Consider the following 13,460-nt stretch of genomic DNA (forward strand, 5'->3'; position numbering starts at 1 on the left):
ACAGAATCAAATTGAATTTGATTTTGACACTCTCGAGGAAGAGACACCGTGACCCTCATCACCGCTGCAACCGCCCGCCTGGTCGACATCGAGGTGGAGAAGGTGCGCACCGACGCCATGCAGTCCTTCCTCAAGCAGGAGACCATCGTCGTCACGATCCAGACCGCCGACGGGCTCACCGGACGCGGCTACTCCTACACGATCGGCACCGGGGGTCGCGCGACGCTCTCGATGCTCAACGAGCACCTCCTGGCCGTGCTGATCGGCGAGGATTCGCGTCTGGTCGAGCACCTGTGGCGGCGGCTCTACGACTCCACGCGTGCGACCTCGGTCGGCGTCATCACCGCGCTCGCCCTGGCGGCGGTCGACACCGCGCTCTGGGACATCCGGGCGCAGCGGGCGGGGCAGCCGCTGTGGATGATCGCCGGGGGGAATCGTCGCGACGTGCCGCTGTACGACACCGAGGGCGGATGGCTGCACGTGTCCGTCGACGAGCTCGTGGAAGAGGCCCGCGCCTCGGCGAGCAGGGGATGGAAGGGCGTGAAGATCAAGGTCGGCAAGCCGAGCATCGCCGAGGACGCGAGCCGCATCGCCGCCGTGCGCGACGCCGTCGGTCCGGACGTCGAGATCATGGTCGACGCCAACCAGAGCATGACCTCGGCCGAGGCCGTGCGCCGCGCGCACGCGTTCGAGCCGTTCGACCTCAGCTGGTTCGAGGAGCCGCTTCCGGCCGACGACGTGACCGGCCATGTGCGCCTCGCCCAGTCGACCAGCATCCCGATCGCGGTCGGCGAGTCGATGTACTCGCTCGGTCACTTCCGCGAGTACCTCGAGCGCGGGGCGGCCGGCATCGTGCAGGTCGACGTCGCCCGCATCGGGGGCATCACCCCGTGGCTCAAGGTGGCGCACCTCGCGGAGGCGTTCAACGTGCAGGTGAGCCCGCACTTCCTGATGGAGCTGCACGTGAGCCTCGTCGCCGCCATCCCCAACGGGCGCTTCGTCGAGCACATCCCGCAGCTGCGCGCCGTGACGAACAGCGAGATCCGCATCGACGGCGGACACGCCTTCGCCCCGGAGGCCCCCGGCCTCGGCATCGACTGGAACCTCGACGCGCTCGAAGACCGCACCGTCGCGTGAACAGCACCGTCGCCTGACCGCACCCCCACATCACCCCCACCCCCGCGCTCATCGATGAGCAGATGGCGCCCGCCATCATGAAAGGACGATGATGTCATCACCCACACGCACTCCCGCGCAGCCGCCGACGGGCGAGAAGAAGACCGGATCCCGCGGCGTCGCCGCCGCCGCGCTCGTCGGCTCAGCCCTCGAGTGGTACGACTTCTACCTGTACGGCACGGCCGCGGCGCTGGTGTTCAACCGCATCATCTTCGTGAACGACGACCCGCTGGTGGGCACCATGGTCGCGTTCGCCGCGTTCGGGCTCGGATACATCATCCGCCCGCTCGGCGGGCTCATCTTCGGGCGCCTCGGCGACCACTTCGGGCGCAAGTACGTGCTCGTGCTGACGCTGATGATCATGGGTATCTCGACCGTGCTGATGGCGTTCATCCCCACCTACGCGCAGATCGGGTTGTGGGCGCCGGTCCTCCTGATCCTCCTGCGCCTGGTGCAGGGCATCGGCGCCGGCGCCGAGTTCGGCGGTGCGGCGATCTTCTCCGTCGAGCATGCCGACCCGCGTCGTCGCGGCCTGCAGGGGGCGTGGCCGGCGGTCGGCGTCTATCTCGGTCTCCTGCTCGCCTCCGGCGCGTTCGCTCTCGTCTCCTCGCTCCCCGAAGAGGACTTCCTGGCCTGGGGTTGGCGCATCCCGTTCGCCGGCAGCATCCTCGTCGTCGTCGTCGCGCTGATCATCCGGCTGCGGCTGTCCGAGACCCCCGCGTTCCAGCAGGCCGTCGAGCAGGATGAGGCGCCGGTCGCGCCGCTGCGCGAGGTGTTCAGCAAGGAATGGCGCGGCATGCTCGTGCTCATCGGCACCCAGACGCCGCAGAACGTCATCGCCTACATCAACCTGACCTTCATCGCCGCCTACCTCACGAGCACGCTGATGCTGGCCAACAGCGTGGGGCCGATCGCGGTGACCGTCGGCACAGCGGTCACGATGGTGACGCTGCCCCTGTTCGGGGCGCTGTCGGACCGCATCGGACGTAAGCCCGTCGTGCTCGCCGGCATCATCTTCTCCGCGGTGTTCGCCTACCCGTACTTCCTCATCATCGACGGCATGCAGACGCCGTTCGCGGTCGCCGTCGCGGTGACGGCGAGCCTGAGCCTCGGGGTCGGCGCGATGTTCGGCCCTCAGGGTGCGTACTTCTCCGAGCTGTTCACCAGCCGCGCACGCTTCACCGGCCTCGCGTTCAGCCGCGAGGTGGCCGGTGCGATCTCCGGTGGATTCACGCCGCTCATCGCCGTCGCGCTGGTGGCGGCCGCCGGCGGATCGTCGTGGCTCGTCGCGATCTTCATCATCGGTGCCTGCATCATCGGGGCCGTGGCCACGTTCCTCGGACCGGAGACGCGCGGACGCAGCCTCCGCGTCGCCACGGTCGACGAGCTCCGTGCCTCGACCGGGAGCATGCGCGACTAGAGGACCTCCCGAGCCCCGTGACGGGCCCTTCGTCGGAGAGGGGCCCGTCGCTCGTGCATCCGGGATCGTCAGGCGCGGAACAGCTCGACGTTCTCCCGCGCCCACTGGGCGAACGTGCGGCCGGGTCGACCCGTGAGGCGCATCACCGTGTCCTGCACCACCTGGCCGATCGCGGGAGGGTTCTTGGCGAGCTCGACACCGAACTCGACGTACCCCTCGTCGTACCCGAAGGCGCGCAGCCGATCCCGCTCCTCGTCTTCGGTGAGCCGGATCCACGTGACCTCTTCGCCGACGGCCTCGGCGATGCGCGCGGTGCGCTCGGCCGGGGTCAGCGCCTCGGGCCCGGTCAGGTAGTACGTCTGCCCCTCGGCGGTGGCGGGCGCGCCGAGTAGGACCTCGACGGCGACCGCCGCGATGTCGGCCTCGTGCACCATGGCGCTCGGCCAGTCCGCCAGCGTGCGCACTCGTCGGTCGGACACGACTTCCGGAGCCCACTCCCGCGCGTTCGACATGAACTCCACCGGTGCCAGCAGCGCCCAATCGAGGTCACCGGCCCGCAGTGCCGGCTCGAGGGTGCTCTCGTCCCATCCGCCGAGCACGCTCACGCGCTGCACATCAGCCGCCGCCGTCGCGGCGACGAGCTCGGCGCCGCTGGTCAGCGTCTCGCCGAATTCGCCGTTGAACGTGATGAAGTGCACGGCGTCGCAGCCCCCGATGGCCCGACGGAACGCGTCGGCGTCGGTGAGGTCGCCGCGGACGACGCCGACGCCCTCGGGGAGGTTGGCGCGCTGCGGATCGCGGGTGAGCGCGCGCACGCTCTCGCCGCGTTCCATCAGTTGGCTGACGATGTGGCGTCCGACCGTGCCGGTTGCGCCTGTGACCAGGATTGTCATGAGTAGTCCCCTTCTTCGTGGTGAGACTTACGCTTTCGGGTCATGCGGACAGATTCGGTCCGCGATTCTCGACGGCGGCGAAAAAGCGCGAAAGCTCCTGGTGAAACGGCGAGCAAGAGGTGGTGAAACGGCGAGCGAGGACTGGTGAAACGGCGAGCGGGAGGTGGTCGCGGTGTCGAGGTCGACGCGGTGCTGGAGACGCCGGATGGACGAGTCGTGGGTATCGAGGTGAAGGCGACATCGACGGTCAGGGCCAGTGATGCCGCCGGGCTCAACACCCTCAGGGAGTGAGTCGGAGACCGGTTCGTCGCAGGATACGTCCTGCACACCGGGCCGTCATCGGTAGCAGTCGGCGATCGGGTCACCGCAGTCCCCATGGACGCGCTCTGGGCCGCGGTCTAGCCCGTCCGAGCGCGCCGGGTCCTACGCGGTGAAGTAGCTGCTCGTGGCGTTGTCGAGGATGCGCTGCATGCCGTGCATCCAGTTGAGCTTGAGGGCCTCGACGGCGCCGGGGATGTCGCCGTCGGCGAGGTGTCGGGCGATCTCGGCGTGCTCGGCGGCCACGCGCTCGACCTTCACGTCTTCGGGGACGAGCAGTGACTCGTACCGGTGGAACGAGCTGCGCACGTTGTCGATCACGGCGAGGAGGCGGGCGTTCGGACAGGCCGACAGCATCACGCTGTGCCACTCATCGTCTTTGGCGATGACGAGCTGGTGTTCCACGAGTTCGTCGGCGAAGGCGTCGGCCATCTCTTTGAGCCTCTTCCCGATTCGGCGCAGCTCTTCGGGAGGGGTCAACTCGAGGGCGAGGCTCTCGAGGGCGGCCATGACGGGCGCGAGATCACGGAACTCGGAGGCGCTGAGCGGGACGAACCGGAAGCCCTTGCCGTTCTCGCTCTCGATCTGCCCCTCGGACTCCAGGGCGATGAGCGCTTCGCGCAGCGGAGTGCGGCTGACGCCGAGCTCGGTGGCGAGCTGCACTTCGTTGATGCCCTCGCCGGGCTGCACGAGACCGGCGCGCATGCGGGTCAGCAGCTCCTGTCGGACCTGCGAGCGCAGGTTCTTGCGTTCGATCGCCATGCGTCCCCTCTTCTGCCGCCTGCTCGTCAGCCTATGGGTTGACGGGCCTCTGGCGACGTTCTAGTGTGTTGTATACAGAATACAGCCGATCCCGGATTCGCACCAGTGCACCGCCGGATCGGCCGGTGACGACTCAGAGAGGAGACTTCGTGCCCGCACCCGGTGGCGACCAGCCCACCCGACGCGTCCGCCTCGACGCCCTCGCCTATGGCGGCGACTACAACCCCGACCAGTGGTCCGAGGAGACCTGGCACGAAGACATCCGCCTGATGCGCGAAGCCGGCGTGAACATGGTGAGCCTGCCGATCTTCAGCTGGCCGCAGCTGGAGCCGGAGCCCGGTGTCTACGACTGGGCGTGGCTGGACCGCATCATCGATCTGCTGTGGGAAGCCGGCATCGCGATCGACCTCGCGACCGCCACCGCGACCCCGCCGTCGTGGCTGCTGCGCGCGCACCCGGAGATGGCGCCGTGGGACTCCGACGGGCACCGACTCGAGTTCGGATCCCGACAGACGTACTGCCCGTCGTCGCCGATCTGGCGCGAGAACGTCGCCCGCATGACCCGGGCCATGGCCGAGCGCTACGGCGAGCATCCGGGCCTTGCGATGTGGCACATCTCGAACGAGTACGGCGATCACACCTCACGCTGCTGGTGCCCCGAGTCGGCCCGGCATTTCCGCCGCTGGCTGCAGGACCGGTACGGCGACCTCGACGGGTTGAACCAGGCGTGGGGCGTGAACGTGTGGGGTCAGCGCTACACCTCGTGGGAGCACATCGAGACGCCGAAGAAGGCGCCCGGCCCGATCAACCCCACCAAGCTGCTCGACTTCGAGCGCTTCTCGTCCGACGCGCTGCTGGAGCTGTTCCAGGTCGAGATCGACGTGCTGCGCGAGGTCACCCCCGACATCGCGGTGACGACGAACTTCATGAGCATGTTCCGCGACCTCGACTACTGGGACTTCGCGGCGGTCGAAGACGTCGTGACCGATGACGCCTACCCCGAGCCGGCCGATCCGACCTCGCACGTGGGCGCCGCCCTCAATTACGGCCTGATGCGCTCGCTCAAGGGCGGGCAGCCGTGGCTGCTGCTGGAGTCGTCGGCCAGCGCGACCAGTTGGCGCGACGTGAACGTGCCCAAGGCTCCGGGCAAGATCCGCATCGAGAGCCTGCAGGCCGTCGCGCACGGCTCCGACGCCGTGATGTTCTTCCAGTGGCGCCAAGCCAAGTACGGCCAGGAGAAGTTCCACTCCTCGATGCTGGGGCACCGTGGTGAGCGCTCGCGCAGCTTCCGGGAGACCAAGGCGCTGGGCAACGAGCTGAAGAAGCTCGAACAGGTGCGCGGCACCCGGGTGCGCTCGCGCGTCGCGCTGGTCGTGGACTGGGACTCGTGGTGGGGCATCAGTGCCGTCGAGTCGCTCCCCTCGCAGCGGCTGCAGTGGGCGCAGCAGGCCCGGGCCTGGCACCGGGCGCTGTACGCGCTCGGTCAGCCGGTGGATGCCGTTCGCGCCACGGGACCGTTCGATGCGTACGACGTGGTCGTGGTGCCGAACCTGTACATCGTCGAGCAGCCGCAGGCCGAGGCCCTGCAGGCCTTCGTCGAACGCGGAGGGCACCTCGTGGTCGGCCCCTTCTCCGCAGTGGTGGATGCGACCGAGAAGGTGCACGACGGGGGAGCTCCCGGGCTGCTGCGCGACCTGCTCGGCATCGAAGTCGACGAGCAGTGGCCGATCGCCGACGGTCTGACCGAGCGCATCGACTACGCCGGCGAGACCCTGACCGTGCCGTCGTGGAGCGAATGGCTCGAAGCGGATGACGACGTCGAGGTGCGCGGGACGTATGCGAGCGGTGAGCTCGACGGCCTGCCTGCGGTGACCCGTCGTGCCGCGGGGGAAGGCTCGGCCTGGTACGTCAGCGCGATGTTCGAACCGGCGGGTCTGCTCCCGGTCTTCCGCGACGTGCTGCGCACCGCAGGAGTCCCCGCCCGCGAGCGCACCGACATCGACGTCGAGGTCGTCACCCGCGCCGACGATGCGACCGACTACACGTTCTATCTCAACCACGGGCACACGCCCATCGCGTTCGAGATACCGTCCCCGGCCGTCGACCTCCTCACCGGCATCCGTCACGCGGACCAGCTCGAGCTCGACCGTTACGGCGTCGCCGTGCTCGCCGCCCCCCGCGCCGAGTCCATCCCCTTCGCCACCCTGATCGCGCCTTCGGGCACCAACGACGTTAAGGAGGACGCATGACCGCTCCGTTCGTGCATCCGTACATCCCCAACACCGCCCCGGAGTCCCGAGCGGCGATGCTCGCGGCCGTCGGCGCCGCGTCGGTCGACGAGTTCTACGCCGACGTGCCGGCATCCCTCCGGCTGGGTCGCCCGCTCGACCTTCCGGCCCCGTTCGTGGCCGAGCAGGACCTCGCCCGCCACGTGCGGGGACTGCTCGCCAAGAACCGCTCGACCCAGGAGCGGCTGAGCTTCCTCGGCGCGGGCACCTACAACCACTACGTGCCCGCGGTCGTCGACGAGGTCATCGGCCGCAGCGAGTTCCTGACCGCCTACGCCGGCGAACCGTACGAAGACCACGGCCGCTTCCAGGCCCTGTTCCAGTACCAGTCGCTGATGGCCGAGCTGCTCGAGATGGACGTCGTGAACGTGCCGACGTACGACGGCTACCAGGCGACGGCGACCGGCCTGACGATGTCGGGGCGCCTCACCGGCCGTGGTCGGGTGCTGGTCGTCAGCGACGTGCTCCCCGCGAAGCTCGCGAAGGTGCACGACTACGTCCGCGCGCACCTCACGCTCGAGCACGTGCCGACCATCGCCGGCACGGCCGACGTGGCCGCCGTTCGCGCGGCGCTGGGGGATGACGTGGCGGCGATCTGGGTCGAGACGCCCAGTGCGACCGGAGCCGTCGAGGCGGCGCTGCAGGAGATCGCGGATGCCGCGCACGCTGCCGGCGCCGTGGTCGTCGTCGGCACCGACCCGATCGGCTACGGCATCCTCACCCCGCCCTCGGTGTCGGGAGCGGACATCGTCACCGGCGACATCCAGTCCCTGGGACTGCACCAGTGGTTCGGCGGCGCCCATGGCGGGTTCATCGCCGTGCACGACGATCCGACCTTCGTGATGGAGATGCCGTCGCGGCTCTTCGGACTCGCCACCACTGATGTGCCCGGCGAGTACGGCTTCGGCGACGTGGCCTACGACCGCACCTCGTTCGCCCACCGCGAGGAGGGGAAGGAGTGGGTCGGCACGGCCGCGGCCCTCTGGGGCATCGCCGCCGGGGTCTACCTCGCGCTGATGGGCCCCGCCGGCATGGCCGAGCTCGGCGAGGTGCTGCTCGCCCGCACCCGCTACGCGCAGCAGGCGCTCGCCGCGGTGCCCGGTGTCTCGCTCGACGACGACGCCGTGCACCTGCGCGAGTTCACGGTGACCTTCGACGATGTCGAGGCCGTCGACATCGTCACCGCGCTCCGCGCCCGGGGCATCGAGCCCGGCGTGGTCGTGGGGGAGCGCCGCCTGCTCGTCTGCGTCACCGAGCTCACCTCCCAGGCCGACATCGACACCCTGGCGGGCGCGCTCGCCGAGGTCACGACATCCGACGCGTCGTCATCCCATGCATCACACCAGGCTGCGAAGGAGCAGAACCGATGAGTCTTCCCGTCGCCCCGAAGCCGGCGCTGCGCCGCTTCCAACAGGCTCGCTGGGATGAGCCGATCATCTTCGATCTGACCACCCCCGGTGAACGCGGCGTGCTGGTGTCGCAGGTCGAGCCCGGGGTGCGCGAGGCCGTGGGCGACGTGGTCGCCGCGCTGCCCGCCTCCCTGCGTCGTGTCGCGAAGCCGGAGCTGCCCGAGATGGGCCAGATGCGCGTGCTCAAGCACTACCTGCGCCTGTCGCAGGAGAACCTCGGCGCCGATTTCAACGTCGATATCGGCCAGGGCACCTGCACCATGAAGTACGCGCCGAAGATCAACGACCAGCTCGCGAACACTCCGCAGCTCACCGCGATGCACCCGCACCAGGACCCGGCCGACGCCCAGGGTGTGCTCGAGATCGTGTGGCAGCTGGAGCGGATGCTCGCCGAGATCTCCGGCATGGACGAGGTCTCGCTGCACACGCAGGGCGGATCGGCCGCGATCTGGGCGAACATCGCCATGATCCGCGCGTTCCACGAGGCGAACGGCGAGGGCGAGCAGCGCCGCGAGGTCATCACCACGATCTTCAGTCACCCCTCGAACGCGGCGGCCGCGAAGGCGGCGGGCTACGAGGTCATCACCGTCTACCCCGACGCGGAGGGATACCCCTCACTCGATGCGCTGAAGGCGGCGCTCTCGCCCCGCACCGCGGCGATCATGGTCACCAACCCCGAGGACACCGGCATCTACAACCCGGCCATCCGGGAGTGGGTGGATGCTGCGCACGCGGTCGGGGCGCTGGCCTCGTACGACCAGGCCAACGCGAACGGCATCCTCGGCGTCACGCGTGCCCGGGACGCGGGCTTCGACGTGTGCCACTTCAACCTGCACAAGACCTTCGGCACCCCGCACGGCAGCGGCGGACCCGGCTCCGGCGCGAACGCGGTGAGCGCGGCGCTGGCCCCGTTCCTGCCGGGGCCGCGCGTGGTGCGCGACGATGACGGGACGTTCGCCGTGGCCGAGGGCGGAGAGCTCTCGATCGGCGCGGTCGGCCCGTTCTTCGGAGTCATCCCCGCGCTCGTGAAGGCCTACTCGTGGATCATGGCGCTCGGGGCCGAAGGGCTGCTGGCTGCCGCCGAGACCGCGGTGCTGAACAACAACTACCTGATGGCGAAGGTGCTGGCGATTCCCGGCGCCTCGGCCCCGTACGCCACCGGGCGCCGTCGCATCGAGCAGGTGCGCTACTCGTGGGAGGAGCTGCACCAGGAGACCGGCATCTCGTCGGAGGAGATCGGCGTGCGCATGACCGACTTCGGTATGCACTACTGGACCAGTCACCACCCCTACGTGGTGCCGCAGCCGTTCACGCTCGAGCCCACGGAGTCGTACTCGATGGCCGAGCTCGACGAATACGCCGCGACCCTCGCCGAAGTGGCGCGCGAGGCACGGGAAACCCCTGAGGTGGTGCGCACCGCCCCGCACAACCAGACCGTGCATCACACGCACCACGACGATCTGGACGACCCGGACCGATGGGCGATCACGTGGCGCGCGTATCAGCGGAAGTACTTCACCGCGGAGTCCGTCGCGTCGTGATCGGACTCGTCGTCAATCCTGTCGCCGGTGTCGGCGGGCCCGCGGGCCTCGCCGGCTCCGACGGTGCGCATGTGCAGCGCCTCGCCCTCGCGCGCGGTGCCCGTTCTCGCGCGCAGGAACGGGCGGTCCTCGCCCTGACGACCCTCGCCGAGCGGCATCCCGGGATCGAGGTGGCGACCGTCGCCGGATCCATGGGCGCCGACGCGGTGCGCGCCGCAGGACTCGCCGCGCGTGTGCTCGCATCCCCTCCTGCATCCCCTCCCGCCCCGGCGGCGCCGAGTGCTGCGGATACCTCGGCCGCGGTGGCTGCGCTCGCCGCGGTCGGGGTCGACCTGATTCTCGTGGTCGGCGGTGACGGGACGCTGCGGGATGCGTGTGCCGGGCTCGAAGCGGCCGCCCTCGCGTGCACAACTCAGGAAGGATCGGCCCCTCCGAGGGGTCAGGGCACCGATTCGGCGGATTCCACCGCGTTTCTCCGGAGTAGTGCACGGGGGTCGGCCGAGCCTGGCCTGCAGGTGCCCGCGATTCTCGGAGTACCGGCCGGAGTGAAGATGTACTCGCCGGTGTTCGCGGTCAGCCCACGGGCGGCGGGGTCGATCGCTGCGGAGTGGATCGACCACGACGGGCTGCCGACCGAGGAACGCGAGGTGCTCGACATCGACGAGGCCGCGATGCGCCGCGCCCGCGTCGACCCCACGCTGTACGGCATGCTGCGGGTGCCGTACCGGAGTGGTCGTACTCAGGCGCGCAAGGCACCGACCCCGGTCACCGAGGCGGCGGCGGTCGAGGCCGCAGCCCGTGGCGCCGTCGCCCGCATGCTCCCGGGCGTCCGTTATCTGCTCGGACCCGGCGGCACGACCGCTGAGATCGCCCGGCAGCTGGGCGTCGAGGGATCCCCGCTCGGTGTCGATGTCGTGCTCGACGGTGCGGTCGTCGTCAGAGGCGCGAGCGCGCCGGAGCTCCTGGCCGAGATCGCCGAGGGGCCTGCGCAGGCCGTGGTCACCGTGATCGGCGGGCAGGGCTTCCTCCTCGGGCGCGGCAACCAGCAGCTCTCGGCATCCGTCCTGAGTGCTCTCGGCGATGACCCCCTCCTCGTCGTCGCCCCGGAGCAGAAGCTCATCGACCTGCACGGCCGCCCCCTCCTCGTCGACACGGGCGACCCGGAACTCGATGCGAGACTCGCCGGACATATCCGCATCATCACCGGCGTCGGCACCACCAGCCTGTACGCCGTGAGCGCCCCCGACCTGACCACCGTCTGACTCCCACCGTCTGAAAGAACCCGAAAGGACACCCCATGCGTCTCGAGAACAAGAAGGCCATCGTCACCGGCGGCGCCGGCGGCATCGGTCGCGCCACGTCGCTCGCGCTCGCCGCGGAGGGCGCGGCCGTCGCCGTCGTGGACCTCAATGCGGATGCGGCCGAAGCTGTCGCGGAGGAGATCCGCGCGGCCGGTGGCACAGCCGTCGCGATCGCGGCCGACGTGGCCAGCGAGCCCGACATCGAACGCGTCATCGCCACCTCTCTCGCCGAGCTCGGTGGGGTGAACGTCGTCTTCAACAACGCGGGGATCATCCGTCGCACCACCGCGGTCGAGACGACGGTGGAGGAGTGGGATCGGGTGTTCGGCGTGAACGTGCGCTCGATCTTCCTGATGTGCAAGCACATCGTGCCGATCATGGAGGCGGCGGGCGGAGGGTCCATCATCAACACCGGGTCGGGCTGGGGCCTCAAGGGCGGCGGCCAGGCCATCTCGTACTGTGCCTCGAAGGGGGCCGTCGTGAACATGACCCGCGCGCTCGCGATCGACCACGGCCCCGCCGGCATCCGCGTGAACTCCGTTAATCCCGGCGATGTGAACACCGGGATGCTGCGCGACGAGGCCCGTCAGCTCGCGCAGGACACGAACGCGTTCCTCGCCGAGGCCGCCGACCGTCCGCTGCGCCGCATGGGCGAGCCGAGCGAGGTCGCGCAGGCTGTGGTCTGGCTCGCGAGCGACGACTCCTCGTACGTCACGGGGTCGGCTCTCGTCGTGGACGGCGGCGGGATCGCGTAGCTCGGGAGGGCAGGTATCGCTCCGTCGACCGCTCGCCGGGCGCACCCCCAGGACACTCGCGTAAAATCGGCACAATGACCGACGCCCCCTCCGACGCTGCACCCGACCTCGGACCGGGCGTCGACCCCGACGATCTCGCCACGACTCTTCGCGTGCTGGCCGAACTGCACCAGATCGACAACGAGCACCCGGACTTCGTCGCCGTGCGCCATGCGACCGCGGCGATGTTCAAGGCCGTGAAGCGCGTGCGCCGCAAGGAGATCCGCGACGCGATCGCCGAAGCCGACAAAGCCGTGGTCGCCCGCACCGCCACGGGCGCGCCCGACCGCATCGACGACGAGACGCGCGGTCATGATCTCGCCACCAGCGTGGTGGACGCCCCGATCGCGGGGGAGCTGCTGAAGCCCCGCAACTGCTACATCTGCAAGCAGCCGTACACGCAGGTCGACGCGTTCTACCACCAGCTCTGCCCGGACTGCGCACGCTTCAGCCACGGCAAGCGCAACGCCCGCACCGACCTCACCGGCAAGCGCGCACTCCTCACCGGCGGCCGCGCCAAGATCGGCATGCACATCGCGCTGCGGCTGCTGCGCGACGGCGCGCACACCACGATCACGACCCGATTCCCGCGCGACGCCGTCCGTCGCTTCTCGGCTCTGCCCGATTCGGCCGACTGGCTGCACCGCCTGCGGGTGGTCGGCATCGACCTGCGCGACCCCGCCCAGGTGATCGGGCTCGCCGACTCGGTCGCCGCGCAGGGTCCGCTCGACATCCTCATCAACAACGCCGCCCAGACCGTGCGCCGCTCGCCGGGGGCATACTCGCTGCTGGCGGATGCCGAGCTGCAGCCGCTTCCCGACGGTCCGCTGCCCGAGATGGAGACGTTCGGTCACACGGCCGACCCGCACCCGCAGGCGCTGCAGGCCTCGGTCGACGCGCATCCGCTCCTCTCGGTCGCCGCTCTCGGCGGCACGGTCGCCGAGCAGGGCGGCCAGGCGCTCACCGCGGAAGACCTCGCCCGCCTCGCGATGGCGCCCGGATCCTCGTCGCTCGAGAAGCACGCCGACGGCACCGCGATCGACGCCGGCGGACTCGTGCCCGACGTGAACCGCGTGAACAGCTGGGTGCAGTCGATCGAGCAGGTCGACCCGCTCGAGATGCTCGAGGTGCAGCTCGCCAACACCACGGCGCCGTTCCTGCTGATCAGCCGTCTGCGCGCGTCGATGGCCGCCTCGGATTCGCACCGCAAGTACGTCGTGAACGTCTCGGCGATGGAGGGCCAGTTCTCGCGCCGCTACAAGGGGCCGGGCCACCCGCACACGAACATGGCCAAGGCTGCGCTCAACATGCTCACGCGCACCAGTGCCGGCGAGATGCTCGAGAAGGACGGCATCCTGATGACCGCCGTCGACACCGGCTGGATCACCGACGAGCGCCCGCATTACACGAAGGTGCGTCTGGCCGAAGAGGGATTCCACGCCCCACTCGACCTCGTCGACGGCGCGGCCCGCGTGTATGACCCGATCGTGCGCGGCGAGGCCGGCGACGACATCCACGGCGTGTTCCTGAAGGACTACGAGCCCAGCCCCTGGTGATT

General features: G+C 69.7%; 11 protein-coding genes. 9 read left to right on the forward strand and 2 right to left on the reverse strand.

The window, feature by feature from the left end; genetic code table 11:
- The first annotated feature begins 48 nt into the window (after nt 1-48).
- Nucleotides 49-1,137 (forward strand): mandelate racemase/muconate lactonizing enzyme family protein, encoded by a 1,089-nt coding sequence (locus ACFVWL_RS08645; RefSeq protein ID WP_387181164.1) that lies wholly within the window; start codon nt 49-51, stop codon nt 1,135-1,137.
- A gap of 91 nt (nt 1,138-1,228) precedes the next feature.
- On the forward strand, nt 1,229-2,596 hold the full coding sequence (locus ACFVWL_RS08650) for an MFS transporter (protein ID WP_387181167.1): 1,368 nt from the start codon (nt 1,229-1,231) through the stop codon (nt 2,594-2,596).
- A 68-nt stretch (nt 2,597-2,664) separates the two neighbouring features.
- Here the strand turns inward: ACFVWL_RS08650 and ACFVWL_RS08655 are convergent, their stop codons facing one another.
- Nucleotides 2,665-3,489: an SDR family oxidoreductase gene (locus tag ACFVWL_RS08655; protein WP_387181170.1), complete on the reverse strand. Its 825-nt coding sequence runs from the start codon at nt 3,487-3,489 to the stop codon at nt 2,665-2,667.
- Between the two features lie 144 nt (nt 3,490-3,633).
- Between ACFVWL_RS08655 and ACFVWL_RS08660 the strand changes: the two genes are divergently transcribed.
- Nucleotides 3,634-3,780 carry a hypothetical protein gene (locus ACFVWL_RS08660; protein ID WP_387181173.1) on the forward strand — a complete coding sequence of 49 codons (147 nt, stop codon included), beginning with the start codon at nt 3,634-3,636 and terminating at the stop codon, nt 3,778-3,780.
- Nucleotides 3,781-3,912: 132 nt separating this feature from the next.
- Here the strand turns inward: ACFVWL_RS08660 and ACFVWL_RS08665 are convergent, their stop codons facing one another.
- Nucleotides 3,913-4,569, reverse strand: coding sequence for a GntR family transcriptional regulator (locus ACFVWL_RS08665; RefSeq protein ID WP_387181176.1), 657 nt, complete (start codon nt 4,567-4,569; stop codon nt 3,913-3,915).
- A gap of 149 nt (nt 4,570-4,718) precedes the next feature.
- Between ACFVWL_RS08665 and ACFVWL_RS08670 the strand changes: the two genes are divergently transcribed.
- The 6 genes from ACFVWL_RS08670 (at nt 4,719) to ACFVWL_RS08695 (ending at nt 13,458) form a co-directional block, all read left to right on the forward strand.
- Entirely contained in the window at nt 4,719-6,818 is a 2,100-nt protein-coding gene (locus ACFVWL_RS08670; RefSeq protein WP_387181179.1) for a beta-galactosidase, read from the forward strand.
- The gene (gcvPA, locus tag ACFVWL_RS08675; RefSeq protein WP_387181182.1) at nt 6,815-8,227 is read left to right on the forward strand and encodes an aminomethyl-transferring glycine dehydrogenase subunit GcvPA; all 1,413 of its coding nucleotides are present in this window, start codon (nt 6,815-6,817) and stop codon (nt 8,225-8,227) included. The genes ACFVWL_RS08670 and gcvPA overlap by 4 nt, the downstream gene beginning before the upstream one ends.
- Nucleotides 8,224-9,807: an aminomethyl-transferring glycine dehydrogenase subunit GcvPB gene (gene gcvPB, locus ACFVWL_RS08680; protein WP_387181185.1), complete on the forward strand. Its 1,584-nt coding sequence runs from the start codon at nt 8,224-8,226 to the stop codon at nt 9,805-9,807. Before gcvPA ends, gcvPB begins: the two co-directional genes overlap by 4 nt.
- Entirely contained in the window at nt 9,804-11,069 is a 1,266-nt protein-coding gene (locus tag ACFVWL_RS08685) for an ATP-NAD kinase family protein (protein WP_387181188.1), read from the forward strand. The genes gcvPB and ACFVWL_RS08685 overlap by 4 nt, the downstream gene beginning before the upstream one ends.
- A 35-nt stretch (nt 11,070-11,104) precedes the next feature.
- A complete protein-coding gene (locus ACFVWL_RS08690; RefSeq protein ID WP_387181191.1) occupies nt 11,105-11,863 on the forward strand; it encodes an SDR family NAD(P)-dependent oxidoreductase in 759 nt (252 codons plus the stop codon).
- 74 nt (nt 11,864-11,937) lie between these two features.
- Nucleotides 11,938-13,458: an SDR family NAD(P)-dependent oxidoreductase gene (locus ACFVWL_RS08695; RefSeq protein WP_387181194.1), complete on the forward strand. Its 1,521-nt coding sequence runs from the start codon at nt 11,938-11,940 to the stop codon at nt 13,456-13,458.
- Nucleotides 13,459-13,460: the final 2 nt, after the last annotated feature.

It is taken from the genome of Microbacterium sp. NPDC058269, assembly GCF_042881445.1.
Classification (GTDB): domain Bacteria; phylum Actinomycetota; class Actinomycetes; order Actinomycetales; family Microbacteriaceae; genus Microbacterium.

Bases quoted from the DNA above. Each gene is read 5' to 3' on its own strand.
- ACFVWL_RS08650 (WP_387181167.1), top strand. From the start codon at position 1,229: ATGTCATCACCCACACGCACTCCCGCGCAGCCGCCGACGGGCGAGAAG.
- ACFVWL_RS08655 (WP_387181170.1), bottom strand. From the start codon at position 3,489: ATGACAATCCTGGTCACAGGCGCAACCGGCACGGTCGGACGCCACATC.
- ACFVWL_RS08665 (WP_387181176.1), bottom strand. From the start codon at position 4,569: ATGGCGATCGAACGCAAGAACCTGCGCTCGCAGGTCCGACAGGAGCTG.
- gcvPA (WP_387181182.1), top strand. From the start codon at position 6,815: ATGACCGCTCCGTTCGTGCATCCGTACATCCCCAACACCGCCCCGGAG.
- gcvPB (WP_387181185.1), top strand. From the start codon at position 8,224: ATGAGTCTTCCCGTCGCCCCGAAGCCGGCGCTGCGCCGCTTCCAACAG.
- ACFVWL_RS08690 (WP_387181191.1), top strand. From the start codon at position 11,105: ATGCGTCTCGAGAACAAGAAGGCCATCGTCACCGGCGGCGCCGGCGGC.
- ACFVWL_RS08695 (WP_387181194.1), top strand. From the start codon at position 11,938: ATGACCGACGCCCCCTCCGACGCTGCACCCGACCTCGGACCGGGCGTC.